General features: G+C 71.6%; 21 protein-coding genes. 3 read left to right on the top strand and 18 right to left on the bottom strand.

Going from position 1 to position 25,112, the window contains the following annotated elements; translation table 11 throughout:
- Window positions 1-2 precede the first annotated feature (2 nt).
- Together ABZT49_RS05330 and ABZT49_RS05325 are read left to right on the top strand one after the other, a co-directional pair.
- Entirely contained in the window at window positions 3-1,394 is a 1,392-nt protein-coding gene (locus ABZT49_RS05330) for an ATP-binding protein (protein WP_355283995.1), read from the top strand.
- A gap of 192 nt (window positions 1,395-1,586) precedes the next feature.
- Window positions 1,587-2,195 (top strand): hypothetical protein, encoded by a 609-nt coding sequence (locus tag ABZT49_RS05325; RefSeq protein WP_355283992.1) that lies wholly within the window; start codon window positions 1,587-1,589, stop codon window positions 2,193-2,195.
- Between the two features lie 4 nt (window positions 2,196-2,199).
- On the opposite strand, the gene ruvA is transcribed toward ABZT49_RS05325, so the two are convergent.
- From ruvA to ABZT49_RS05265, 12 genes are all read right to left on the bottom strand, one after another.
- The gene (gene ruvA / locus ABZT49_RS05320; protein WP_109971602.1) at window positions 2,200-2,826 is read right to left on the bottom strand and encodes a Holliday junction branch migration protein RuvA; all 627 of its coding nucleotides are present in this window, start codon (window positions 2,824-2,826) and stop codon (window positions 2,200-2,202) included.
- A 215-nt stretch (window positions 2,827-3,041) separates the two neighbouring features.
- Window positions 3,042-3,620: an amino acid synthesis family protein gene (locus ABZT49_RS05315; RefSeq protein WP_355283988.1), complete on the bottom strand. Its 579-nt coding sequence runs from the start codon at window positions 3,618-3,620 to the stop codon at window positions 3,042-3,044.
- A complete protein-coding gene (locus tag ABZT49_RS05310; RefSeq protein ID WP_355283985.1) occupies window positions 3,617-4,489 on the bottom strand; it encodes a UPF0280 family protein in 873 nt (290 codons plus the stop codon). The genes ABZT49_RS05315 and ABZT49_RS05310 overlap by 4 nt, the downstream gene beginning before the upstream one ends.
- A gap of 5 nt (window positions 4,490-4,494) precedes the next feature.
- On the bottom strand, window positions 4,495-4,962 hold the full coding sequence (locus tag ABZT49_RS05305) for a MarR family transcriptional regulator (protein ID WP_355283983.1): 468 nt from the start codon (window positions 4,960-4,962) through the stop codon (window positions 4,495-4,497).
- The gene (locus tag ABZT49_RS05300) at window positions 4,959-6,473 is read right to left on the bottom strand and encodes a 6-hydroxynicotinate reductase (protein WP_355283980.1); all 1,515 of its coding nucleotides are present in this window, start codon (window positions 6,471-6,473) and stop codon (window positions 4,959-4,961) included. Before ABZT49_RS05300 ends, ABZT49_RS05305 begins: the two co-directional genes overlap by 4 nt.
- Window positions 6,470-8,161 (bottom strand): hydantoinase B/oxoprolinase family protein, encoded by a 1,692-nt coding sequence (locus ABZT49_RS05295; RefSeq protein ID WP_355283978.1) that lies wholly within the window; start codon window positions 8,159-8,161, stop codon window positions 6,470-6,472. Before ABZT49_RS05295 ends, ABZT49_RS05300 begins: the two co-directional genes overlap by 4 nt.
- Window positions 8,158-10,194, bottom strand: a complete 2,037-nt coding sequence (locus tag ABZT49_RS05290) for a hydantoinase/oxoprolinase family protein (protein ID WP_355283975.1) — start codon at window positions 10,192-10,194, stop codon at window positions 8,158-8,160. The genes ABZT49_RS05295 and ABZT49_RS05290 overlap by 4 nt, the downstream gene beginning before the upstream one ends.
- 277 nt (window positions 10,195-10,471) lie before the next feature.
- Entirely contained in the window at window positions 10,472-11,182 is a 711-nt protein-coding gene (locus tag ABZT49_RS05285; protein WP_355283972.1) for an ABC transporter ATP-binding protein, read from the bottom strand.
- Window positions 11,179-11,961, bottom strand: a complete 783-nt coding sequence (locus ABZT49_RS05280) for an ABC transporter ATP-binding protein (protein ID WP_355283970.1) — start codon at window positions 11,959-11,961, stop codon at window positions 11,179-11,181. Before ABZT49_RS05280 ends, ABZT49_RS05285 begins: the two co-directional genes overlap by 4 nt.
- Window positions 11,958-13,844: an ABC transporter permease gene (locus ABZT49_RS05275; RefSeq protein WP_355283967.1), complete on the bottom strand. Its 1,887-nt coding sequence runs from the start codon at window positions 13,842-13,844 to the stop codon at window positions 11,958-11,960. The genes ABZT49_RS05280 and ABZT49_RS05275 overlap by 4 nt, the downstream gene beginning before the upstream one ends.
- 28 nt (window positions 13,845-13,872) lie before the next feature.
- A complete protein-coding gene (locus ABZT49_RS05270; protein ID WP_355283965.1) occupies window positions 13,873-15,129 on the bottom strand; it encodes an ABC transporter substrate-binding protein in 1,257 nt (418 codons plus the stop codon).
- A 173-nt stretch (window positions 15,130-15,302) separates the two neighbouring features.
- Window positions 15,303-15,440, bottom strand: coding sequence for a hypothetical protein (locus ABZT49_RS05265; protein WP_355283962.1), 138 nt, complete (start codon window positions 15,438-15,440; stop codon window positions 15,303-15,305).
- A 148-nt stretch (window positions 15,441-15,588) separates the two neighbouring features.
- Here ABZT49_RS05265 and ABZT49_RS05260 point away from each other — a divergent pair, with 148 nt between their 5' ends.
- Window positions 15,589-15,849, top strand: coding sequence for a hypothetical protein (locus ABZT49_RS05260; protein WP_355283959.1), 261 nt, complete (start codon window positions 15,589-15,591; stop codon window positions 15,847-15,849).
- A 320-nt stretch (window positions 15,850-16,169) separates the two neighbouring features.
- On the opposite strand, the gene ABZT49_RS05255 is transcribed toward ABZT49_RS05260, so the two are convergent.
- The 6 genes from ABZT49_RS05255 to ABZT49_RS05230 form a co-directional block, all read right to left on the bottom strand.
- A complete protein-coding gene (locus ABZT49_RS05255) occupies window positions 16,170-17,210 on the bottom strand; it encodes a PAS domain-containing protein (protein ID WP_355283956.1) in 1,041 nt (346 codons plus the stop codon).
- 95 nt (window positions 17,211-17,305) lie between these two features.
- The gene (locus tag ABZT49_RS05250; protein WP_355283953.1) at window positions 17,306-20,290 is read right to left on the bottom strand and encodes an ATP-binding protein; all 2,985 of its coding nucleotides are present in this window, start codon (window positions 20,288-20,290) and stop codon (window positions 17,306-17,308) included.
- Window positions 20,287-21,039: a hypothetical protein gene (locus ABZT49_RS05245; protein ID WP_355283950.1), complete on the bottom strand. Its 753-nt coding sequence runs from the start codon at window positions 21,037-21,039 to the stop codon at window positions 20,287-20,289. The genes ABZT49_RS05250 and ABZT49_RS05245 overlap by 4 nt, the downstream gene beginning before the upstream one ends.
- A complete protein-coding gene (locus tag ABZT49_RS05240) occupies window positions 21,036-22,034 on the bottom strand; it encodes a DUF559 domain-containing protein (RefSeq protein ID WP_355283947.1) in 999 nt (332 codons plus the stop codon). Before ABZT49_RS05240 ends, ABZT49_RS05245 begins: the two co-directional genes overlap by 4 nt.
- A gap of 434 nt (window positions 22,035-22,468) precedes the next feature.
- Entirely contained in the window at window positions 22,469-23,644 is a 1,176-nt protein-coding gene (locus tag ABZT49_RS05235; RefSeq protein ID WP_355283944.1) for an L-dopachrome tautomerase-related protein, read from the bottom strand.
- Window positions 23,645-23,719: 75 nt separating this feature from the next.
- A complete protein-coding gene (locus ABZT49_RS05230; protein ID WP_355283941.1) occupies window positions 23,720-25,060 on the bottom strand; it encodes an LLM class flavin-dependent oxidoreductase in 1,341 nt (446 codons plus the stop codon).
- Between the last annotated feature and the right edge of the window lie 52 nt (window positions 25,061-25,112).

Here is a 25,112-nt window from a genome sequence, read left to right as displayed (position 1 = left end):
GGATGACGGGCAAGGGGCCTCTGCCGGGCCGCATCGCCGGACAGCTCGCCCTGCTGGTGGTGGCGGCGATCGTGGTCACCCACGTCGTCGTGACCGTGGCCTTCCTTCTGCTGCGCCCGGAGCTGCGCCGCTCCGACGAGCGCCCGAGCGCGCTCGCCAACCGCCTCGTCACCGTCGTCCACATGGTGGCGGCGGCCCCGGCGGAGGACCGGGCCGACGTGGTGGCGGCGGCGCGCCACAGCGCCTCGGCGCTCCACCTGACCCTCTTGCCCGCCAACGAGCCGAACGCGCCCGGCCCGTCGAGCGCCGACGTGCCGGAGATTACCGGTCTGCGCGCGGCGCTCGGGCCCGGCTACGGCGTCTCGGCCGAGCACCAGCCCGCCGGCGCGCTGCACCTGCGCATCGCCGGGCCGGGCGGCCTCCAGCTCGCCGCCGACCTGCCGCCGCTGCCGCTGCCGCATCCGCCGCTGACCAGCGCGGTGCTGATCACCCTGGTCTTCCTCGCCCTCTCGCTGACGCTCCTGTCGATCTGGGCGACGCGGGCGCTCACCGCGCCGCTCGCGCGGCTGGCCGAGGCGGCCGAGGCCTTCGGCACCGCCACCGAGGCGCGGCCGCTGCCGGAGCGCGGGCCGGAGGAGGTTCTGGCGGTGTCCCGTGCGCTGGGCCGGATGCGCGACCGGGTCCTGCGGCTCATCGACGACCGCACCCACATGCTGGCGGCGATCAGCCACGACCTGCGCACGCCGATCACCCGCCTGCGCCTCCGGGCGGAGTTCCTGGAGGACGAGACCCTGCGCCGGCAGTTCCTGCGCGACCTCGACCAGATGAACGCCCTCGTCGAGGCGGCGCTCTCCTTCGTGCGCGACGGCCAGCCCCGCGAGGGGCAGCCCCGGGGGGATCTCGGCCTCGTCGACCTCGCCTCGGTGGTGCAGACGGTCTGCGACGGCTTCGCCGATATCGGCGAGGCGGTGCGGGCCGAGGAAGTGCGGGACGAGGCCCTGCGGCCGGCCCTGGTGCGCGGCTCGTCGGGCGAGCTGCAGCGGGCGCTGACCAACCTCATCGACAACGCGGTGAAGTATGCCGGCGGCGCCACCGTGCGCCTCGTCGAGGCCGGGCCGGGCCGCGTCGCGGTCGAGATCCTCGACGAGGGGCCGGGCATCCCGGAGGAGGAGCGCGCCCTGATGCTCCAGCCCTTCGTGCGCGGCGACCGCGCCCGCACCCTCAACGAGGCCGGCGGCTTCGGCCTCGGCTTGTCGATCGCGAGCGCCATCGCGCAGTCCCACGGCGGCACATTCAGCCTGGAGAACCGGGTGCCGCATGGCCTGTGCGTCCGCCTCGAGCTGCCACGGGCGGCCGGCGCGGTGCCGCGCCCGCCGGCGGCCCGGGCAGCCTGAGCCGGGGCGCGGGTCGCCTCGCGCGGACACATTCGGCGAAGATGTAACCCCCCGTTGCGGCTTGCCGCAGCGCAACGGGCGGAAACCGTTCTCCCGCGCCGGCGAAAGATCTCTTAAGCGGCGCCGGCCGCAACCTGCCTCGCGTCGGGGACGACCGGTCGTCCCCGCCCACACGCGAGGTCTCACGCCCCCATGACGACCGTCTCCGCCGCCAGCGCCGCCCCGCTGGCCAATCCGCCCAAGGTCGAGCCGAAGGCCGGCGCGCACAAGCAGCGGCTCCTTGACCGGATCTCGGCGCAAGCGCAGGCCGGCAGCCTGAGCGCCACCGACGCGAGCGCGCTGACGAGCGCCGTCCAGGACATCGACCAGGCGATGTCCGGCGCCTCGGGCACGTCCGGCACGGGCGGCGCCCGCCTCGACCCGGCGCAGGCGAAGAGCCGGATGGACGACCTCATCGGCGCCGAGGTCGCCAAGGGCACCCTGACGAGCGACCAGGCGACGACGCTCAAGTCCCTGCTGTCGTCCCAGAGGGGCGGCGGCCAAGGCGGGGATCGAGGCGGCGTCGGCGGCGCGGGCGGTCCGCCCCCCGGCCCGCCGCCGGCCGGCGCGGCGGATGCGACGGGTTCGACGGATGCCGCCTCCGCGACCGATGCGGCGTCGAGCGCCAGCGACCTGCTCGCGGGCTTCCTCAAGCAGCTCCAGGCCACGCAGGCGCAGAGCCAGGCGAGCGGCTACGGCGCGAGCGGCGGCACCGGCACGCCGACGGGCAGCCAGGCGGCGGTGTTCGACTTCACGGTGTAGGCGCTCACCGCGCCAGCTCGCGCAGGCCGAGCCGGATCAGGGTCTTGGCCTCCATCGCCGCCGCGCCCTCGCCGGCCCCTTTCAGTGCCGCGGCCACCGCCGCCGAAGCCTGGACCTGGGCGTAGCCGAGATTGACCAGCGCCGAGATCGCGTCGGCGACCGGCTGGGGCGCGGTCCTGTCCTCCACCGCCCCGGTGAGCTGGATCAGGGCCGGATCGACGGGGGAGAAGGCCGGGGCCTTGTCTTTCAGCTCGGCCACCAGCCGGGCGGCCAGCCGCGGGCCGACGCCGGGGGCGCGGGCGACCGCGCCCTTGTCGCCGGTGGCGATGGCGGTGGCGAGATCGCCCGGCTCCATCACCGAGAGCACGCCGAGCGCCACCCGCGTGCCGACGCCCTGCACGGTCTGGAGCAGACGGAACCACTCGCGCTCCGCATCGGCCCGGAAGCCGTAGAGGCGGATCATGTCCTCGCGCACGTGGGTCTCGATCGCCAGCTCCGCCGCCTCGCCGGTGGGCGGCAGGCGCTGCAGCGTGCGGGCGGAGCAATGCACCACGTAGCCGACGCCGTGCACGTCGAGGATCACGAAATCCTCGCCGTAGGAATCCACCACGCCCTTCAGCTTGCCGATCATCGCCCGTCGGATCTCCGGCGGGCCGATAGGGCCCGGATCCCGGGCCATACCCAGCGCGGCCCCGGCCCACAAGGCGGCGCGATGCGGCGCGTCGCCCCTCCGGCGGGGCTCCGCTCGACTTCGTCGTCCCGGGTTCCGCTTCCGCGGCCCGGCGATGACGTGGAGGGAGGTCGAGGCAAGCGTCCCTTCGCCCGCCGTCGCGGCCGGGCAGGTCCTTACCGCTGCCCGTCCCACTTCGCGATCGCGTCCTTCGCCAAGCCCCCGACCCGGGCATGAGGCCGCCCGCCGGTGGTCATCGCGAGCGCGAACAGGATCTCGTCGGCGCGCGGCCCGTCGGCCACCGCCACCGTGACGCCGTCGAAGTGGGAGCGGACGTAAGCGGCGTCCTTGTGGTGGATCGGTACGTCGAGGGCGGCGCCCATCGGCCCGACCTTGGTCATCGACGGCACGATGGCCAGTGCCTGGCCGAGCAGCTCGCGCATGGCGTAGCCGCCGGGCACGTGCCACAAGGCCCCGTGCTCCAGTTCGCCGGCCGCCCCCACCAGCGAGCCCTTGCCGTAGGCCTCGATCCGGCCGGGATCGCCGCCGAGCGCGTCGAGGAGCTTGCGGGCGCACTCGACGCCGAGCGGTTTCAGGGCGTCCATCATCGGGGTGATTTCGGGCTCGTAGCGCCCGGCGAAAGGGTTCTTCACCAGGCAGGCGACCGAGCCCTTGAGGATCGGGGCAGCGAGCACGGGGCCGCCGTCGTGGCGGACCTCCTCGACGGTGACGACGATCTTGCGGACCTCGATCATGGGCGGATCTCCCGGTTTTCTTCGAGAAGGCGTGTGTCGTCGAGGACGACGGAGCGGCCCTGGAGCATCAGGGCGGCGGAGCGGATCAGGCCGGCATCGCGCATCGCCGTTGCCCGGCGCCGCCCGGCCTCGAGGGCGGCCTCGATCTCCACTTCCGAGAGCGCCGGCACCGCGACGGTGACGAGGCGGGCGCCGAGGTCGGAATCCGGGTCGAGGTCGGTGGCGGGCACGCGCTCGACGCCCGGAGGCCCGGGCAGGTCGACCGCGTTGGCGATCAGGGTCGCGGCGGCGTCGGCCGCGGCGGCGTTCCGGGCGAGCACGGTCACCGAATCGGCGAGCCCGAGGGAGAAGGAGCGGCCCTGCCGCCCCGATGTGGCGATGCCGCCGATGCCGTCCTGGTGGCGCAGGGTCACCCGGCCATTCACGGCCGGCACCGGGCCGCGGGAAAAATCCGCCGCGACGCCGACCGATAGGGTCTCGCCCTCGGTCAGGTACAGGGCGATGTCGCCGCCGTCGTTGACGAAGGCCTTGTCGAGGGGGGCGGCCTCACCCATCGCGTCGAGGATCTCGTCCGCCACCGCGCCGGCCACCGCGGCCATCGGGGTGATGAACTCCCGATGCGGTCGGCACGCTGCCACCATCCGGCGGGCAACCGCGCCCTCCACCCGGGGTCGTTCGCTGATCGGCTTGCGCAATTCGGGCAGCTCGGCGACGAGTTCCCCGAGGATCGTCGCGAAGCGCGCGACCGCCGCCCGGTGCGCCTCCTCCACGGCGGCCTCGGCCCCGTAGGCGCGCAACACCAGGTCGATCGGCCCGTGCTGCAGGTGCAGCCGTCCGTCCGCCAGGACCTGGTGCGCCGGGCCGTCCATCCGCGTCAGCCGAGCCGAGCGAGGAGGCGGACGAGCGTGGCCGCCTCCTCGGGGGAGAGGGGTTCGAGGGTGCGGGCGGTCACCTCGGCGCCGCGGCTCTTCATCGCCTCGATCACCGCGATCCCCTCGGCGGTCAGGGTCAGCAGCACCAGCCGGGCATCCGCCTCGTCGGCGGTCGGCCGCACCAGACCGCGGGTGGTGAGGCGCCGCGCAACCCCGAACATCGTCGCCGGATCGACCCCGACGAGGCGCCCGACCTGGTTCTGCGAGGTCGCGCCGAGGTCGTGCAGCTTCGTCATCACGGCGAACTGTACCGGGGTGACGGAGAAATCCCGCATCACCGTCTCGAAGATCGCAGAGGCGCGCTGGTGCGCCCGCCGGATCAGGTAGCCGATCTGCTCCTCGACCCGGTAGGTGCGGACGGCCTCGGCGTCGATCTCCGGCGACGCCTTGCGCGGGTGGGGTGCGTTCATGCCGCCCCTCCTGCGACTTCCCCGGCCGGCCAGGGATGGCCGGGATGCCACGGATCGATCCGGGCGGCGGGCCCGACCTCGCGCAGGATATCCGTCATCGCCACCACGTCGCCGTCGTGCCCACCGAGGCGCGCGTAGAGGTCCCGCGGCAGGGTGAACTCGATCGGCGCCACGATCGCCGGCGTCGGCACCGAGCCGAAGGCGTTCTTCGGCAGCCGCGTCACGTCGGCCATCACCGTGATGCCGCCGCCGGGCCAGACCGTGACCGGCGCGCCGCCCATCGTGACCTTCGTCTCGCCGGCGGCGACCGAGCGGGTGAGCAGCACCGGGTTCTCGGTGACCCCGGCCCGCAGGGAGCCGCCGGCCCCGGCCATGAACAGGATTGTGCAGAGCGAGGGCTCGCAATTCTCGCCGATCCGGTCGACCACGTGGCGCACGGAGGCCGGCATCTCGGCCGGCACCGGCTTCAGATCGTCGTCGAGGACGAGCCAGAGGGCGTGCTCGCCGGTGGTCGAGGTCATGAGGAGGCGCAGGCCCGGCCAGGCGGTGGCCGGGTCGATCGCCTGGATGATGCCGAGCGGGTCGGCAATGTCGGTGCCGCCCCAGCCGATCCCGGGATTGGCGACCTGGAAGTAGCGCCCCGGCGTCGAGCGCCGGCCCTTCACCCGGATCCCGGCGGGGCGCATGCCCAGCACCTTTCCGGCCTGGTGCTCGGTCAGCACGCCGGTGATGTGGTCGTCGACGACGATCACCTCGTCTGCGTGGCCGAGCCATTGCCGGGCGAAGATGCCGACCGTCGCCGAGCCGCAGCCGACGCGCATGCGCTGCTCAGGCGTGCCATCGACGATCGGGGCGTGCCCGGCCTGCACCACGACCTCGTGGCCGCCATCGATCGTCATCGTCACCGCGTCGCCCGAGCAGAGGCGGAGCAGCGTGTCGCAGGTGACGTTGCCCTCCTTCTTCGAGCCGCCGGTGAGGTGGCGCACGCCCCCGACCGACAGCATCTGCGAGCCGTACTCGGCGGTGGTGACATGGCCGACCTCCTCGCCGTTCACCCGCACAGCGGCGCGCTCGGGGCCGAGATGGCGGTCGGTGTCGATCTTCACCTTCACGCCGCAATAGCTGAAGATGCCCTCGGTCACGACCGTGACGGTCTCGACGCCCGCGTGCTCGCTCGCCACGATGAAGGGGGCGGGCTTGTAGTCCGGATAGGTGGTGCCGGCGCCGATGCCGGTGACGAAGGTGCGCGAGGGATCGAGGATTCGCCCGTCCCATTCCGCCGCCCCGAACGGGACCAGTTTCTGGCCCGCCTCCGCCGCGTCGTGCAGCAGCACGACCGGATCGGTGCGCACCAGATGGCCGTTGTCGTTGGCGTAGCGCGAGCAGGCGCCGGAGCGGCCGGGCCGGATCCGGCACAGGACCGGGCAGGCATCGCAGCGCACGATGCCGTCGGCCTCCGCCGCCCCGAATTTCTTGGATCTGGCTTCCGTGGAGAGGCTGTCGGCGCTCATGACTGGCTCCTCCCCCACAGGTCTTTCGTCTCGTTGGCCCGATAGTAGCCCCGGCGCAGGTCGCGGGCGACGAGCGCGGGGTCGCGGGTAGCGGGCGTGCCGTAGCCGCCGCCGCCGGGCGTCATCACCTCGACCCGGTCGCCGGCCTGGATCGCGATGTTCTGGTCCTTCGAGAGGTGGAGCGGCGTGATCGTCTCACCGTTGCGGTGGATCCGCACCACGTTCGGCGCGCCGTCGCCCCCACCCAGAACTCCCGGCGGCCCGAAGCGGCCGTGATCCATCACGAAGGAGGCCCGGGCCTCGCCGCGCAGCAATTCCACCTCGTAATGGACGCCGAACCCGCCGCGATGGGCGCCGGCACCCCCCGACCCCTCGCGCAAGGCGAAGCGGCGGAAGAGGACGGGATAGTACTGCTCCATCACCTCGACCGGCGCGGTCTTCGAGATGCCGATGGTCGAGCAGCCGTTGGAGAGCCCGTCATGGGCGATGTTCCCGCCGTAGCCGCCGCCGGTGATCTGGTACATCACGTAAGGGGCGTTCTTCGCCGGGTCGAAGCCGCCGAGCGCGAAGTTGCCCGAGGTGCCGGCGGGCGCCGCCGTCACCTTGTCGGGGATCGCCTGGACGAGGGCGAGGAACACCGCTTCGGCGATGCGCTGGCTCACCTCCGCGGCGCAGCCCGAGACGGGGCGCGGATAGCGCGCGTCGAGGAAGGTGCCCTCGGGCCGGTGGATCGTCAGCGGCTCGAAGGTGCCGGCATTGATCGGCACGTCCGGGAAGACGTGCTTCACCGCGAGGTAGACCGACGAGTAGGTCGTCGCCACCACCGAGTTCATCGGGCCGCGGCAGGGCGGGGACGAGCCCGAGAAGTCGAAGGTCAGGCCGTCGCCGGCCTTGGTCATCGTCAAGGAGATGCGCAGGGGCTCGTTCACCACGCCGTCGGAATCGACGAAGGCTTCCGAGGTGTAGGTGCCGTCCGGGATCCGGCGGATCTCGGCCCGCATCCGCTCGGCCGAGCGGGCGCGGATCTCCTTGATCGCGGCGTCGAGGGTGTCGCGGCCGTACTTTTGCAGCAGGTCGGCCAGCCGGCTCTCGCCGACCATCAGCGCCGCGGCTTGCGCCTTGATGTCGCCGATGCGCTGGTCGGCGACGCGAATGTTCGAGGCGATGATGGAAAAAATCTCCGGATCCATCGTGCCGCGCTTGAACAGCTTGACCGGCGGCAGGCGCAGGCCCTCCTGCTCGACCTCCGTCGCGTGGGCCGAGAAGCCGCCCGGCACCATGCCGCCGATATCGGGCCAGTGGCCGGTATTCTGCAGCCAGCAGAAGAGCTGATCCTCGACGAAGACGGGCTTGACGAACCGCACGTCCATCAGGTGCGTGCCGCCGAGATACGGATCGTTGACGATGTAGATGTCGCCGGGTTCCGGGCTCCCGACCCGGCCCTCGCGGATCAGCCGGATCAACTCGCCCGTGGAATACTGCATCGTGCCGACGAAGACCGGCAGGCCGTATTCCCCTTGCGAGATCAGCGCGCCGGTGTCGCGGTCGTAGATGCCGTCCGAACGATCGTCGGCCTCGGCGATGACCGGCGAGAAGGCCGAGCGCGAGAAGGCGATGTCCATCTCGTTGCAGACCTGCTGCAAGCCGGCCTGGATCACCGCGAGGGTGAGGGCGTCGAGCTGGCTCATGCGCGAATCCTCAGGTTGCCGATGGCGTCGACCCGCGCCACGGCGCCGGGCTCGACCATCGTGGTGGCGTCGATCTGCTGGATGACGGCGGGCCCGACGATCTCGGCGCCGAGCGGCAGCTTCTCGCGAGAATAGATCGCCGCCTCGTGCCAGGCGCCGCCGGCATAGATCGGGCGGGTGCCGAGGCGCGCGCCGGCGAGATCGGTGCGGCCGGCCTCGTCGATCAGTGCCGCGAGCGGGAAGGGCTTGCGCCGCCCGATCACCGACGTGACGAGGTTGACCACCACCGCCCGGATCTCCGGCAACCGGACCTGGAAGCGGCGAAAGTAAGCCGCCTCGAACAGCTCCTGCAGCGCCGCGCGGTCGATGCTGGGGGAAGGCAGGGCGACGCGGATCAGGTGGGTCTGGCCGCGGAACTGCATGTCGGCCCCGTAGGTGACCGTGGTCTCCTCGATCTCGGCCTGCTCCTCGGCCACCATCGCCAGCGCATCCGCCGCCTGCTCCTCGAGGACGGTGCGCAGGTCCGCCATGTCGAACCCGTCGAGAGGGCGGTTGAGGGTGCGGACCCGGTCCTGGCGCAGGTCCGCGACGAGGCAGCCGAGCGCATTGGTGAGGCCGGGCCGGGCCGGAACCAGCACCTCCGGGATGCCGAGTTCGCGGGCGAGCGCCACGGCGTGGAGCGGGCCGGCGCCGCCGAAGGCGAACAGCACGAAGTCGCGCGGGTCGTAGCCGCGCGACAGCGACACCATGCGGATGGCACCCGTCATGTGGACGTTGCCGAGCCGGATCACCGCCTCGGCGGCCTCCTCGACGCTCATGCCGAGCGGCTCGGCGAGGTCGCGGGCGAAGGCCGCCCGGATCGTATCGAGGGAGACGCCCGCCTTTACGGCGGTGAGCCGCGCCGGATCGAGGCGACCAAGGACGAGGTTGGCGTCGGTGATGGTGGGGCGCGTGCCGCCGCGGCCGTAGCCGATCGGGCCGGGCTCGGAGCCGGCGCTTTCGGGCCCGACCTGGAGCATCCCGGCGCGGTTGACGGAGGCGATCGAGCCGCCGCCGGCGCCGACGGTGTGCACGTCGACCATCGGCAGGTGGATCGGCAGCCCGTAATCGATGGTGAGTTCCGCCGAGACCTCCGGCACGCCGCCGGCGATCAGCGCCACGTCGGTCGAGGTCCCGCCCATGTCGTACGTGATGGCGTTGGTGAGCCCCGACTGCGCGAGGGTCGCGGCGGCGGCCATCACCCCGGAGGCCGGGCCCGACATCACGGTCTTGGCCGCCGCCTCGACGACCAGCCCCGCCGGCACCGTGCCGCCATTGCCGTTCATCACCAGCAGGTCGCGGGCAAAGCCCTTGGCGCGCAGGTCGTCCTGGAGGCGGCGGATATAGCGGTCGAGGATCGGCTGCACGGCCGCGTTGACCGAGGCGGTGGTGCCGCGCTCGTACTCGCGGAACTCGGACAGCAAGGCGTGGCCGAGGGTGACGTAAGCGTTGGGCCAGATCGCGCGGGCGATGGCGGCGGCGCGCAGCTCGTGCTCCGGGTTGGCGTAGGCGTGGAGGAAGTGGATCACCAGGGCCTCGCAGCCCTCCGCCAGCAGGGCGCGCACGGCTTGCGCCACCGCCGCCTCGTCGAGGGGCGTGCGCACCGCGCCGTCGGCCATGACGCGCTCAGGGATCTCGCGGCGCCATTCGCGCGGGATCAGCGGCTCGAAGGTGCCGAACAGTCCGTAGGGTTTGGGGCGGGTGCGGCGCCCGAGTTCGAGCACGTCGCGGAAGCCTTCCGTGGTGATGAGGCCGACCTTGGCGGTCTTGCGCTCCAGCACCGCGTTGGTGGTGGCGGTGGTGCCGTGGATGACGAGGTCGAGGTCGGCCGGCGCTACCTTCGCGGCGGCGATCGCCGCCAGCACGCCCTCGGCCTGGTTGCGGACCGTCGTCGGCACCTTGGCGAGGCGCACGCGCACGCCCGATTGATCCGCCTCCGTCAGGAGAAGGTCGGTGAAGGTGCCGCCGACATCGATGCCTGCCACGCGTCTCACGTCACACCTCGATCATTCGCCTACGAACAGTCTCGTCGGGAGGCCGGCTGAAAGCCGGCATCTTCCGTCATCCGCGTCCCCGAGCCGGGGAGGTTCGCGCTTCTCCCCTCTCCCGTGTGGGAGAGGGGCCGGGGGTGAGGGTGACACGCTTCCGTGTGAAGCTCAGACCGTCGTGTTGGCGGCTCAACGTTCGGGAGACTTATCCGGAAGCGTGTCACCCTCACCCCTACCCCTCTCCCACACGGGAGAGGGGATCCCGCGACATGTCCGGCCCCTCTCACACCGTCAGGTACGCCTCCCGCACCGCCTCGTCCGCCTCGAGCGCTGCCATCGTGCCCTCGAAGTGGATCGCGCCCTTCTCGATCACGTAGGCCCGGTCCGAGACCGCGCCGGCGAAGCTCAAATTCTGCTCGGAGAGCAAAACCGCGATGCCCTCGCGCTTCATCCTGAGCACCGCGTCGGCCATCTGCTCGACGATGACGGGAGCCAGGCCCTCCGACGGCTCGTCGAGCAGCACCGCGTGGGGATTGCCCATCAGGGTGCGGGCGATGGTGAGCATCTGCTGCTCGCCGCCCGACATCGCGGCGGCGCGGCGGGTGCGCATCTCGGCGAGGTTGGGGAAGATCGAGAAGAGTTTGTCCGGCGTCCAGGCGGCGCGCCCGTCGGCCGGGACCTTGCGGCCGACCTCCAGGTTCTCCATCACGGTCAGGTCGGTGAAGATCCGCCGCTCCTCCGGCACGTAGCCGAGGCCGCGGCGGGCCACGCGGAACGGCTCCCAGCCGGTGACCGCCTGGCCCTCGAACCACACCGTGCCGCCGGTCGGCGGCAGCACGCCCATGATGGCCTTCAGCGTCGTCGATTTGCCGGCGCCGTTGCGGCCCATCAGCGCCACCACCTCGCCCGGCCGCAGCCGGAGGGTGACGCCGAACAGCACCTGCGCCCGGCCGTAGGAGGCCGTGAGGCCGGAGACGTCGAGAAGCGCGTTCATGCCACCGCCTTCCGGCGCGCGCGCATCGCCGCCTCGGTGCCGGCTTCGCCGAGATAGACCTGCTTCACCCGCGGGTTGGCCCGGATCTCCTCCGGCGTGCCGGCGGCGATGATTTTGCCGCGCACCAGCACCAGCACCCGGTCGGCATGGGCGAAGACCGCCTCCATGTCGTGCTCGGTGTAGAGAACCCCGATGCGGTTCGTCCGCGCCACCTCGGCGGTGAGCGCCATCAGCCCGGAGCGCTCCCGCGGCGCCATGCCGGCGGTGGGCTCGTCCATCAGAAGGAGCTTCGGCTGCGAGGCCAGCGCCACGGCGAGTTCCACCCGCTTCACGTCGCCGTAGGCCAGTTCCGAGACCGGCCGGTCGGCGTCCTTGCGCATCCCGACCCCGGCGAGCAGGCTCAGCGCCTCGTCGCGGTAGAGGGCGCGGGCATCCCGGAACAGGCCGCGCGAGCGGCCGTGATGCGACAGGAGCGCCATCTGGACGTTCTCGGCGACCGTCATCGACACGAAGGTCTGGGCGACCTGGAAGGTGCGCCCGACGCCGGCCTTCCAGATCGCCCGGGCCGGCAGGCCGGCGATCGAGCGTCCGTCGAGCATGATGGTGCCGGAGTCAGGGCGAAGCTGCCCGCCCACCATGTTGAAGGTGGTGGACTTGCCGGCCCCGTTCGGCCCGATGATCGCCAGCATCTCGCCGGCGTCGAGCGAGAACGACACGTCCTTCGCGGCGGCGACGCCGCCGAAGCGCTTGGTCAGGCCCTCGACGAGGAGCAGGGTCATGCCTGGGCCTCCACCGGCGTCTGAGCGACCTTGCGGCCGCGCAGGGCCTCGGCGGCGCCGGCGAGGCCGCGCGGGAAGGCCAGCACCGTGGCGATGATCGCGAGGCCGAGCAGCAGGCGCCAGAACTCGGTCAGCGGCATCACCGCGTCCTTCAGGGCGTGGAAGAAGGCGGCGCCGACGAGCGGGCCCATCACGGTTTGGATGCCGCCGACCAGCACCATCACCAGGAAGTCGATCGAGAGCGGGATGCCGGTCAGCGTCGGGTCGATCGAGCCCTTCATGAAGGCGTAGAGCCCGCCGGCGAGCCCGGCCGCGGCGCCGGCGAGCGTGAAGGCGAGCCAGCGATGGGTGCGGACGTCGAGCCCGATCGCCTCGGCGCGGGTGGCGGAGTCGCGCGCCGCCCGCAAGCTGTAGCCGAAGGGGGCGTAGATCACCCGGCGCAAGAGGACGATGGCGACGAGCGACAGGGCGGCGACGAGGTAGAAGTAGGTATTGCGGCCCGAGGCCCAGGCGGACGGCCAGACCCCGACCACGCCGTTGTCGCCCCCCGTCACCTCGACCCACTGGAAGCAGACCGCGTAGACGATCTGCCCGAAGGCGAGCGTCAGCATGGCGAGGTAGATGCCCGACAGCCGCACGATGAAGAAGCCGAACAGGGCCGCACCGAGGCCGGCGGCGAGCGGCGCGGCGAGGAGCGCCAGCTCCATCGGCGCCTTGAACGGCCCGGTAACGAGGAGCCCGGCGGCGTAGGCGCCGAGGCCGAAATACGCCGCGTGCCCGAACGAGACGAGGCCGCCGACCCCGACCAGGAATTGCAGCGAGAAGGCGGCGAGCGCGAAGATCAGGATCTCGGTCGCGACCTTAACCTTGTAGGCGTCGCCGACGAGCGGCACCGCCAAGAGGGCGACGACCGCGAGACCGGCGAGCGCGGTCTCCGCCGGGCGGAAGCGGCGCAAGCCCGGGATGCCCTCCGGCGGCATCACCCGGCCGGACGTGGCCTCGGGCCGGCCGAACAGGCCCCAGGGCTTGACCACCAGCACCACCGCCATCAGGGCGAAGACCAGGACCAGGGTCACCTTCGGAAAGATCAGGATGCCGAAGGCCTGGAGCTGGCCGATGATCAGCGCCGCCACGAAGGCGCCCGGCACCGAGCCCATGCCGCCGATTACCGTGACCACGAAGGCGTCGGTGATGACTGAGAGGTCCATATGGGCGTTCGCCGGGATGCGCGGGATCTGAAGCGCGCCCCCGAGCCCCGCGAGGCTCGCGCCGAGGAACAGCGTCAGGGTGAAGAGCCGCGCCTGGTTGACGCCGAGCGCGCCCACCATCTCGCGATCCTGGGTCGCGGCGCGGATCAGCACGCCGAAGCGGGTGCGGTGCATGAGGAGCCAGAGGAGCCCCAGCACCAGCGGCCCGACCGCGATCAGCACCAGTTCGTAGGCCGGGAAGCGTTGCCCCAGGATCTCGACGCCGTGGCGGAGCGAGGGCGCGCGGGGGCCGGCGATGTCGACCGGCCCCCAGACCTTGAGCACCAGATCCTCGACGATCAGCACCACGCCGAAGGTGGCGAGCAGCTGGAAGAGTTCGGGCACCCGGTAGATGCGGCGGAGCAGCAGCACCTCGACCGCGACGCCGATCAGCCCGACGAGGAGGGCCGACAGCAGCACGCCGAGGAAGAACGCGGCGGGGGAATAGGAGAAGTCGATGAGCCGCGGTACGATCGTGACCGCGATATAGGCCCCCAGCATGTAGAACGAGCCGTGGGCGAAGTTCACGATCCGGGTGACGCCGAACACGATCGTCAGGCCGGAGGCGATCACGAACAGCGACGAGGCGCTGGCGAACCCCGAGAGCGCCTGGAGGACGAGGAAGGACGGGTCCATGGGGCCTCCGCTCCGGATCGTTGAGGGGTCAGGCCTTGCGGGCCGCCTTCACCTCGGCCTCGGGGAACATGTAATCGGCCCCGTCGGCGTAGCGGACCTTCTTCATCGTGCCCTGGCGGCCGTTGAGCGCCGTCTCGCCGATCCAGGCCCCGAGCGTCGATTGGTGGTCGAGCGCCCGCATCGTCACCGGGCCGGCGATGGTCTGGGAGGTCAGGCCTTCGAGCGCCGCGATCATCGCCTCGGTCTCGGTGGACTTCGCCTTCTCCAGCATGTCGCGGATCATGCCGACGACGACGTAGCCGAGCAGCGAGCCGAGGCGCGGCGTGTCGTTGAACCGGGCCCGGTAGGCGGCCACGAACTCCTTGTGGCCGTTGGTATCGATCGTCTCCCACGGATAGCCGGTGGTGACCCAGCCCTCCGGCGTCTCGTCGCCGAGGGGGATCATGTATTCCGGCTCGCCGGTGAGCAGGCTCGCGACCTTGCGCTTCTCGAACAGGCCGCGGGTGTTGCCCTCGCGCACGAAGGCGGTGAGGTCGGCGCCGAACAGCACGTTGAACAGGCCGTCGGCCTTCATCTGCGACAGGGCGCCGACGGTGGCGCCGGCATCGACCTTGCCGAGCGCCGGGAACTGCTCGCCCACCACCTCGAAGCCCGGCACGGCGGCGGCCATCAGCTTCTTGAAGTTGGCGGCGGCCGACTGGCCGTACTCGTAGTTCGGCGCCACGATCGCCCAGCGCTTGACGCCGCTGTCCTTGACCGCGTCGACCAGCATGCGGGTCTGCATGTAGGTGTTGGGCCGCACCCGGAAGGTGTAGCGGTTGCCGCTGCCCATGGTGAGCGCGTCGGTGAGCGGCTCGGTGGCGAGGAACAGGGCCTTGCGCTGGTTGGCGAAATCCGCCACCGCGAGGCCGACATTGGACAGGAAGGTGCCGCACAGGAACGCGACGTTCTCGCGCGTCAGCAGCTCCTCGGCCACGCGCGTGGCGTCGCCCGGGGTCGAGCCGTCGTCGCGGAACACGATCTCGATCGGGCGGCCGCCGAGCGCCTTGATGCCGCCGGCCTTGTTGACGGCATCCTGCGCGAGCTGCATGGCATTGCGGTAGGGCACCGCGAAGGCCGCCATGCGGCCGTAGGAGTTCAGCTCGCCGATCCGGATCGGCCCGGATCCTTGCGCTGATCCTTGCGCCATCGCCCGGGAACCTGCGAGGCCCAAAGGGGCCGCGGCGAGTCCGCCGAGGAGCGTACGGCGGGACAGGGGACGAAACGTCTCGTCGCGGGTCGACATGGCGCGAACCTCCGGCCCATCCCGGCGCGACTTGTCGTCACCAGGATGCAAACTCGTTCGTAGGCGAACGATACTTGGCTTGGGCTGGGACGCAAGAGCCTGATCTGCGGAAAATCAGGGCGGCGTCCGCCGCGCAAACGCGCAGGGACGTCGCTTTCAACGGCGCGTCGTTGTCAGAGATCCGCCTCGCGCGCGAGCCAAGCGTCGAGGGCGCGCTCCCGCTCCGCCTCGATCATCGCGGCGGTCCAGGCCGCCTGCTCGATGCGCGCGGTCTCGCCCGGATCCTCGTCGCGCTCCGGTGCCTGCTGCATTGCCGCTCTCCCGTGTTCCATCCATCAATGAGAACAAAATAGGAACATTGATCTGAGACGGCAAGTCTTTGGTGCTGTCGATTCTAGAGGAGCTTGGCCGGGCCGTCGCGCGTTGCCGCCCCACGATCCCTCGGAGAAGGAACGCCCCATGCGTACGACCCTACTCGCGCTGACCGCCACCCTCGCCCTCACGGGCGCCGCCCTGGCGCAGACCGGCATGCCCGGCTCGGCCGAGAACAACATGAACAATCCCGGCAGCGTGAAGAGCAACGCCGAGAAGCGCATGCCGGAGCGCGACCTGACCACCGGCACCGTGACGGCGCCGGGCGCCGCCGCCCGCACCGACGACCTGCCGAGCCACAGCGGTGGCAACGCCGCGGCGACGAGCCCGGCCAACCGGGCCCGCTGACGAAGAGTCGGGGACGGGCGGCGCCGCCCGTCCTTGGGAGAGACCGATGAAGTCCGGGCCGCGCGGCATCATCCGCGCGGCCCTTTTAACAATGCGGCAGCCTGGTGCCAGTTTGCTGGCTCGGCTGTCTTGTGATCCTCCGGGTCATTCCGGGGCCGCGAAAGCGGAGCCCGGAATCCAGACACGCTGGAGTTTCCCAAGAAGGCGCAACGATCTCCGCTTTATCCTGAACCATCCGCGGTTCTGGATTCCGGGCTCCGCTTTCGCGGCCCCGGAATGACGCGGAGTCCGTCAGGACTGCCAGGCAATCCGGCGGGCCGTCAGAACTTCGCCACCGCGAGCGTGCCGTCGTCGAGGGTGACGAACCGGATCCCGCCCACCCGCAGGGCCGCGACGGCCTTGTGGCGGGAGCGGGCGCCCTGGACCTCGGCATTGGCCTCGAGGCGTCGCACGGTCGAGAGCGACAGGCCGCTCGCCTCGGCGAGCCGCATCATCGACCAGTCGAGCAGCCCGCGCGCCGCCCGCAGGTGATGGCCCCGCACCGCCTGCTCGAGAGCGTTCCGGAGCCGGGAATCGCGCGGCGCGCCCGCTTCGCGGACCGGAGCGCCGGATTCGTGGATCGGGTACTTCACCCCGGCCCGGCCGAGATAGCGCCCGGCTTTGTCCCAGAGCGGGACGCCGATGATGCGGAACTGCCACAGCTCGCCGTTGGCCAAGCGCTCACGCGCCGTGCCCTGGAAGTGCAGCTGGCGGTCGTGCAGGTCCCAGGCCCGATCGCGAAACGCCTCGCGCTCCTCGGGCACGATCATCACGAAGGGGTCGACGTTGATCTCGTGCAGGGACGGCCCGTGCACCCGCGCCACCTCGGCGGGGAACTGGTGCACGAGGTCGATCCCCATGGAATACGTCGTGGCGTAGGAAGTCAGGTAGAGCGCCTGGCGCCGGCGCTGCTCGGTGGCCTGAAGCTGCTTCAGCCGCTCGCGGTCGGTGACGTCGAGGGCGACCCCGCTCAGCGCGAGCGGCCGCCCCTCCGGCGAGACCCGGAGTTCCGACAGGACCGACAGGACGCGCAGCTCGCCGCTAGGCCGGATCAGCCGTAGGAGCGCCGTCGGGGCGACGTGACCCTGCAGGGCGTCGCCCGGGGTGGCCAGCCGCGACCGGTCCTCGGGATGCACGAGGTCGAGGAAGAGGTCGTAGCTCGCGGCGATGGAAACGGGATCGAGCCCGAGCAACCGGAAGAAGCCCGGAGACCAGCGTTGCTCGCCCGTGGCGAAGACCCAGTGCCACCCCCCCGCGAAGCCGGATTCCTCGATGATGTGCAGGAAGACGTCGGACGAGGACCTGAGATCGGCGGCATCCATGCGGGGCGCGGTCGAGACGGGGGACCGCAGACATAGGAGTTCCGGCGGCGGACCTGAAGCCGGTCCGCCGCAATGTCACGGTTAAGCAGGCCGGCTCAGTGCGCCGAGCGTCGGGCCCGGGCGACGACCTCGTGCGGCGCCGGCGGGTTGGCCGGGTGGTGGCTGAGGCAGAGCGGCGTGCGCAGCTTGGCCGGCTTCCCCGAGCTCTCGGTGGCGAAGTAGAACTCACCCGCGCCGAGCCGGCCGATGTCGGGCGCCGCCCCGCCGCTCGCCGCCATGATCTCCTGGGCGGCCGCGATGGTCGCCGGCGCGCTCTGGCGGCCGAAGAACTGCGTCGTGCAGTTCGACACGACCTGGTTGTGGATGCCCTTGGGCACCTGCGTCGCCACGATCATCCCGAGGCCGTACTTGCGCCCCTGCGCCACCAGCTTGATGCCGCTGCCAAGGCTCGGCGGCGTGCGCCCCGAGGGCAGGAAGGTCTGCGCCTCGTCGACGACGTAGAGCAGGCCGCGCGGCGACGGGTTCTGCTTGATCCAGCCGAACAGCGCCATCTGCAGCCGGTTGACGAAATCCTCCCGCGCCGCGTCGGAGGCGAGGCCTGACAGGTTGACGACCGAGATCCGGGTGCGCCGGCGGTCCGGGCCGAAGAACAGCCGGGCGGGGTCGAGCACCGCGCCCTCGACCCGCAGGAGCGGGTTGGTGGCGACGGCGGCCAGCAGCTGGTCCGCCATGGCGGCCGCGAGCTTCGCGGCATTGCCGATCTGGCTGGTGCCGTCCGGCAGGTCGGAGAGCAGGCCGGTGAAGGCCGCGAGGGTGCCGCCGCCGCGTGTGGCGAAGGCCCGGAGCGCATCGGCGAGCACACCGCGCTGGAGATTTCTGGTGGCGCCGGCAAGCGGCCCCAGGGTCTCGGTCGCCATCTCGATCGCCTGAGCGCGCTCGTCGCGGTCGTCGCTCGCGGCCAGATCCGGCATCACCGAGAGGAAGAGCGGGTTGCCGGCATGGACCCCCGGCGTCCACACCACCACCTCGACCCGCTCGGCGTAAAGGGCGGCCTTGCGGTCGTCCTCGGGCGTGAACTTCTCCGGCCGCTCCGGCCACGGGTCGCCGAGGCGCGACAGGTCGTTGTTGGGATCCACCACGATCGCCGGGATGCCGGCGAGCGCCGCCTCCTCGACCAGGCGCCGCAGCAGCACCGTCTTGCCCGAGCCGGACCCCGCGATGATCGCGGTGTGGCGCGGCAGGAGCCGCAGCGGCAGCGGCGGCCTGGGCGCGAGATCACGCACGATCGGCTTGTCGTCTCCCGGTAGGCGGGCCTTGCGAAAGAACCCGGTCCCGCGCACCGGCAGCGTCGCGCGCATCCAGCTTTCGAACTTGTCGAATTGCCCGTCCCGCAGCGCTGCATCGCGCAAGTCGCGCAGAGCCACGAAGGTGCGCAGGTCGTCGTCCGACGGGTCGATCAGCTTGCCGCCCGCGGCGACGAAGCGGCTGACCAGGGTGCCGGTCTTGGTGCCCGCCGGCACCGGGCCGCGGCGCACGATCAGCAACTCGCGACCCGGGATCTTCGAGGAGATGCCCGACGCGGTGAGCGCGGCGCGCAGCCGCGCCTGGAACGCGATCGGGTGCGGCTGCAGCAGGGCGCGGTAGCAGACGTGACGCTCGCGGTCGTTCTCGTCGCGGTGGAGGAAGGTGAGGCGGCCGTGCAGCGGCGGCAGGCGCTGCTCCGGCTCGCCCTTGCTCACCACGTCGACGGCGTCATGGGGATCGTCCTCCAGGGCGTAGAGGTCGAAGGCCGTGCGCAGCAACTCGCCGAGCCCGGCATCCTCGTCGTCGAGGATGCCGGAGATGTCGGCGTTGCGGCGGGCCTTGTCGAGGTCGAAGGGACTGATGACGACCGCCTGACCGCCGCCGCTGTTCGGTTCGATGAGATCGTCGCAGACCGAGACAACGCCGCCCGCCAAGCAATCGCGCCGGAAGGCGTCGCAGCGCATCAGCAGCGTCCGCGGCCGCACGGCGTTCCGGGCCGCGGTCGTGATCGCCGCCTCGCTGAACGGCCAGGTCGGGGAGGGCGGAGTGAAGCCGGCCTCCGTGTAGGCGGGCGCCAGTCGGCTGCGGATCAGCGCGGCCGCGGCGGCGGGCTTGTTCATGCCCGTCAGCAGCACCGGCGGCTCGAACCGGTCCGTCGCGGATTTCAACCCGCGCTCCTCCAGCCGTCGCCAGGAATCGGTCAGGCAGGTGATGAGCGTCATGCCGCGGCCGCCGCCGTCGTGCAACTCCATCAGGCCGGCGGCCAGCATCTCGGCGAGGCCGGGGCCTGGCTCGAAATCGTCGTCGAACGTCAGGCGGCTCGCATCGACCACGCCGTCGATCTGGTCGAGGGCGACGAGGGTCGGGCCGCTGAGACCCATGATCCAGGCCATGCCGCGCACCAGCTCGATCGGCGCAGGCGGCGGAGCGAGAAAGCCGAAGGTCGAGCGAGTGACCGGATCCGCGTCGTAGCCCTGCAACCACGCATGGGCGAGACCGGCGGCGGCAGGGTCTTGCGAACGCAGAAGACACAGGGCGCGAAACACGTCCTGGTGCCGTAACGCAGCATCCATATCCTGGCGCATCAACGCCTTGACGAGGATATCGACGATCTGGCGGGTGTCGATGTTGGGCGTGTTGAAGGCCTGCTCGACCTGCGCTTCGACCCCGAGGTGGCGCGCGACCCCGGCCAGCACGGCGTCCGACTGGCGCCGCCCGTTCGGCATCTTGCGCAGCAAGGCGGTGAGATAGCTCAGCGCCGCGCTGCGCCAGAAATCGGTGAGGCCGAGCACGTCGAGGAGAACGAACCAGCCGCCGCGGGCCCAGACCTCGCGCCGGATCTGGCCGACGAGGTGGGTCTTGCCGATGCCCGGCTCGCCGACGAGCACCCGGCCGCGCGGGCGGCTGCCCGGTGTCTGCGCGTGGAGCGCCTCGACGATCCCCGGGATCAGCGCCTCGTTGGGCGCGCCGGTCGGCTCGGCGTCGAGCCAGACGCTGTCGAGGGTGCGCACCCAGTCGAAGTTGACGCGGCGCAGGGCGTCGAGGGCGTCGCTCATGCGTTGATCCAGACCTCGTGGAAGGGCTCGCCCGCCGGTTCGAAGGCCGCCGCGCGCTCGGCCGCGTCGAGGGCCTTGGGGTCGCTGATCCGGGTGAGCCGGATGCTCGGGTCGTCGCGCAGGATCGCCGCCAGCCCGGCATCGACGGCGGCGCGGTCGAGGTCGGCGAGTTCCGCTCGCAGGGCGCTGAGGCGCACCGGCGTGGCCTTCCGGCCGCTGGTGCAGGCGAGGTAGGCCTGCTCAATGCGGGCGCGGAGCCGGTTCGGATTCGGCGGGACGGCGGGTGCCTCCTGTGATGGGGCAGCCTTGGGTTTTCGAGCGGCCTTGGTTTTTGGAGCCGGCTTAGACTTCGGCGCAGCCCTGGGCTTTGGCGCAGTCCTGGGCCTGAGAGCTTTCGGCGCCTTCGGCTCCGGAGCTATGCGCTCGGGGGCGGGGCCGACGAAGTCGGCGAGCGTCGCGCCCGTCGCGTCGAGGTGGTGGTGGAGGCGCGTGAGCCAGTCCTGGAGCACCCGCATGGCCGGCGGCAGGGGATCGCACAGGTGCTGCGTCGCCCAGTTCCAGCCTTTGTCGGTCACGGTGAGCCGGAGGGGCCGGCTTGCCTTCTCGACCGTGAGCAGTCCGGCGCCTTCCAGCGCGTCGCGATCGGGTTTCTTGATCTCTGGCCTGATCTCGCTGTTCAGGGCGGTGCCCTGACGGCCGAGCAGGCGCCAGAGGATCATCGCCTGAGCCGGCGTCGGCGTCTCGCTCATCGGGTCGTGTCTCCGGGGGAGGGGAGGGTGCGGCGCAGCCGGACGACGGCGCGGATCTTCTCGACCGCGAATTGCAGGTCCTCGGCGACCTGATCGTTGGTGAGGCGCAGCACGAGGTAGCCGGCGACCATGAGCTCGTAGTCGCGGTGGCGGTCCTGGCCGAATTTCGGGCTGGCCTGATGCTCCGGCCCGTCGATCTCGACGACGATGCGGTGCTCGCGGCAGACCAGGTCGACCCGCGGCTGCCGGCCGTGACCGGCCACCCGCACGATCTCGTTGCCGGCAAACAGCCCCGCCAGCTCCGGGTCCCTCGCCAAGGCCGCCTCGATCCGCCTCTCGGCGTCGCTGGCGTGGTGGGCCTGCGAGCGCGGGGCGATGAACCGCTCCGCCGCCGGCGTGGGCGCCCGGCCGATCGTGCAGGCACCGTAGAGGATGCGGTCGTAGGGCGCGGTGCCCGGCGGTTCGGCCGGCAGGGCGAGGATGCAGGCCGCCCCATGGCCGGCGCACCATTCCAGCGCCTCGATCACCGGGGCGGCGCGGGCCGGCGAGGCTGGGTCGACCTCCGCCACCAGGATCACGCCGCCCGGATCGACCGCCTGCATCAGCTGCGCGAATTCGAGCGCCGGCGCCACCCGCCGGAACCGCGGCGGCCGCCCGGCACCCGCGAGGGTCGCGGCCACCTTCAGCCAGGGGCCCGAGAAGGCGGGCGCCGACCCGTCCCGCCCCGGCCAGTCCGGCCAGCGGGCGAGCGCCAGGTCGGCGAGATCGTCGAGCAGGCGGTCGATCACCGTGCGGGCGGTCCGCAGCTCCTCGGCGGCGACCAGCAGCACCGCACGGCCGATCTCGCGCGCCGCCAGCACCGCGCCGACGCCATCGCGGGTCAGGCCGATGACCGCGAGCCGCTCGCCCTGCTCGAGGCCGGCGACGCGCTCCGCGAGCCGATCGGGCGTCAGGCGCGGCCGGGCCGTGGCTGTGCTCTCTCCGGACCTGCGCACGACGAGACCGCGTCCCCCCAGATCGGCCGGCGACGCCTGGCGCGCTTCACGGCTGTTCCGCGGGGATATGCAGCACAGGTTGCCGGCCATTGCCAGGGGGTTGTGCGGCGGCGGGCGGTGGAAAGGAGTTTTTCGTCACGCCGCGTCTCAGAGGCTGTTTGATTGGCTTCCACAGCATCAACCCACTCTGCGTCATTCCGGGGCCGCGCAGCGGAGCCCGAAGTGCCGAAGGCACGCCCAGAGCCGCGGATGGTTCAAGATAATTCGAAGATTGTTCCGCCTTCTTCTGAGCCACTTGAGTTTCTGGATTCCGGGCTCCGCTGTGCGGCCCCGGAATGACATGCGGGGTGTCAACTCCGTGGGCTGCAACTAAACAGGCTCTCGGTGTCCCGAAGAATCCCTCCCCCGCAAAGGGGAAGCATTTTTTCGGGTCGTTATTTGGCCGGGCCGCTCCCCGTCGCCGCCGGTCCCGTCCGGATCGCCCACAGCTCCGTCGGCAGGCTGATCGGGGCGCCGGGCTTGTAGTCGGCCGAGTCCTGAATGTGCGAGGTGGTGACGTAGATCGTGCCGTCCGGCCCCTCGCTGAAGGTGTCGGGCCAGCGCAGCTGCTTGTCCTGGACCAGGGTGGTCAGCCCGGCGCCGCTGTTGGCCAGGTCGCGCACCTTGACCGCATCGTCCTGCGGCGAGGTCACGTACATCCGGCCGTCCTTGCGCGCGATCAGCAGGCCGTCCGCCGGCCCGTTCTCGCCGACCGCGACGACCTTGCCGCCCAGCGTCCGGTCGGTCAGCATCTCGGGCACCACGGACGCGGTGGCCCAGCCGGTCAGCGCGTCGGTCGGCAGGCTGTAGAGCGTCTTGCCCTTGATCGCCTGCCAGTACAGCGTCTTGCCGTCGGGCGAGAGCGCGATGCCGTCGGCCGCGAAGCTGACGCCGCGCCCGTCCGGCCGGCGCAGCGGCTGGCCGTCATAGGTCACGGTCACGCTCTTGTCCGGCATGGTCGTGGGATGGCCGGAGAGGACGCGCCGCGCCGCCCCGCTGTCGAGATCAACGACGATCAGGGCGCCCTCGGCGCCGGAATCGGTGAGGTAGGCGGTCTTGCCGTCGGGCGAGATCCGCACGTCGTTGATGTAGGAGGCCTGCAGCACGGTGCTCGCGTCGAACGGGATCGTCTTGACCACCTGGTTGGTCTTGAGATCGATGCCGACGAGCTTCGGCCCGTCCTTGATCACCGCCGCCATCGCGGGGGCGGCGGCATCCACCACCCAGAGCCGATCCTGCGCATCGGCCACCACGCTCTGCACGCAGACGAAGTGGGTCCTGGGGTCGATCTCGTCCTGCTTCGCGTTGCGCCAGGAGTTCCAGCCGGCATCCGGATAGGGTACCGGCTTGCCGTCCTTCAGCTCGGCCACCGAGACCGGGGCATCCTCGCTCCACCGCGGGAAGTTGACGAAGATCCGGCCGTCGCGCGCCACCGTGACGCCGGTGACCTGGTGGCCGAAGCTCGCGACCTTGTCGAGGCGGGGGCTCGCTCCCTGCGCCAGGGCCGCCGGCGCGGCGCCGGCCAGGAGGAACAGGGCGAGCCCGAGGCGGGCGCCGGTAGGGTGCAACATCGAAACAACTCTCCGTCCGGGCGGTCGCCCGGACGGTGAACGCAGCGGAACCCCGCCAAGGTCCCGGGGAGTATTTTATCCTCGGGTCGTCCGCCCCGGCCCGTAGCCCGCCGGCGGGCGCGAGCCGAGATGGGAGCGCAGGGTGCGCCCCTCGTACTGGTCACGGAACAGGCCGCGGCGGCGAAGCTCGGGCAGGACCAGCTCGATGAAGTCGTCGAGCCCGCCCGGCAGGGTCGGGGGCATGATGTTGAAGCCGTCCGCACCCCCGGCGCGGAACCGCGCCTCCATCTCGTCGACGATCTGCGTCGGCGTGCCGACGATTTGCGAGTGGCCTCGGGCGCCGGCGATGCGCAGGTAGAGCTGGCGGAGCGTCAGGCCCTCGCGGCGGGCGAGGTCTAGCATCAGCTGCTGGCGCGATTTTCCGCCCTCGGTCGCGGGCAGCTCCGGCACCGGGCCCTCGGGATCGAAGCCCGAGAGGTCGTGGCCGACCATGCGGCTCAAGAGCGCCAGCCCCACCACTGGGTCGATCAGCGCCTGCAATTCCTCGAACTTGTCCCGCGCCTCCGACTCGGTGCGGCCGACGACCGGGAAGAGGCCCGGCATCACCTTGAGGTCGTCGGGGGAGCGGCCGAAGCGGGCCATGCGGCCTTTCAGGTCGCGGGCGAAATCTACCGCCTCGTCGAGGGTCTGGTTGGCCGTGAACACGATCTCGGCGGTGCGTGCCGCCAGGTCCCGGCCCGGCCCCGACGAGCCGGCCTGGACCAGCACCGGCTGGCCTTGCGGCGTGCGCGGGATGTTGAGCGGGCCGCGGACCTCGAAATGCGTGCCGTGATGGTCGAGGGGCCGGAAGCCGTCTGGCTTCGAGAACTGGCCCGACGCCTTGTCGATCACGACCGCGTCGTCGTCCCAGGTGTTCCACAACCCTAGGACCACGTCGACGAACTCCTCCGCCCGCTCGTAGCGGTCGGCGTGGCGCGCGATTCTGTCGTTGCCGAAATTCGCCGCCTCCAGGTCGGTGGCGGAGGTCACGAGGTTCCAGCCGGCCCGGCCGCCGCTGAGGTGATCGAGGGACGCGAAGCGGCGGGCGACGTTGTAGGGCTCGTTGAAGCTCGTCGAGGTGGTGGCGACGAGGCCGATCCGGTTCGTGACGGCGGCCAGCGCCGAGAGCAGGGTCACGGGCTCGAAATGCGCCGAACGGGCGGTGCGCTCGCTCGAGCGCAGGTCGGCGTCGCGGATGCCGGTGCCGTCCTCGAGGAAGATCAGGTCGAACTTCGCGGCCTCCGCCCGTTTCGCCCAGCCGACATACCGGTCGAGGACAAGGCCACCATCGGCCTCGCTCGACGGGTGGCGCCAGCCGGCGACGTGGTGGCCGGTGGCGTAGAAGAAGGCGCCGAGGCGCATCGTGCCCTGTGTCATCGCTCCCTCGGGATGGCGGGACGGATGGCGTCGGATCTAGTGCGCGAAGCGC

Origin of the sequence: Methylobacterium sp. EM32 (assembly GCF_040593685.1) — a bacterium.
Lineage (GTDB): Bacteria > Pseudomonadota > Alphaproteobacteria > Rhizobiales > Beijerinckiaceae > Methylobacterium.
The sequence above is the reverse complement of the archived record's forward strand: the minus strand, read 5'-3'. Positions and strand labels throughout refer to the sequence as shown.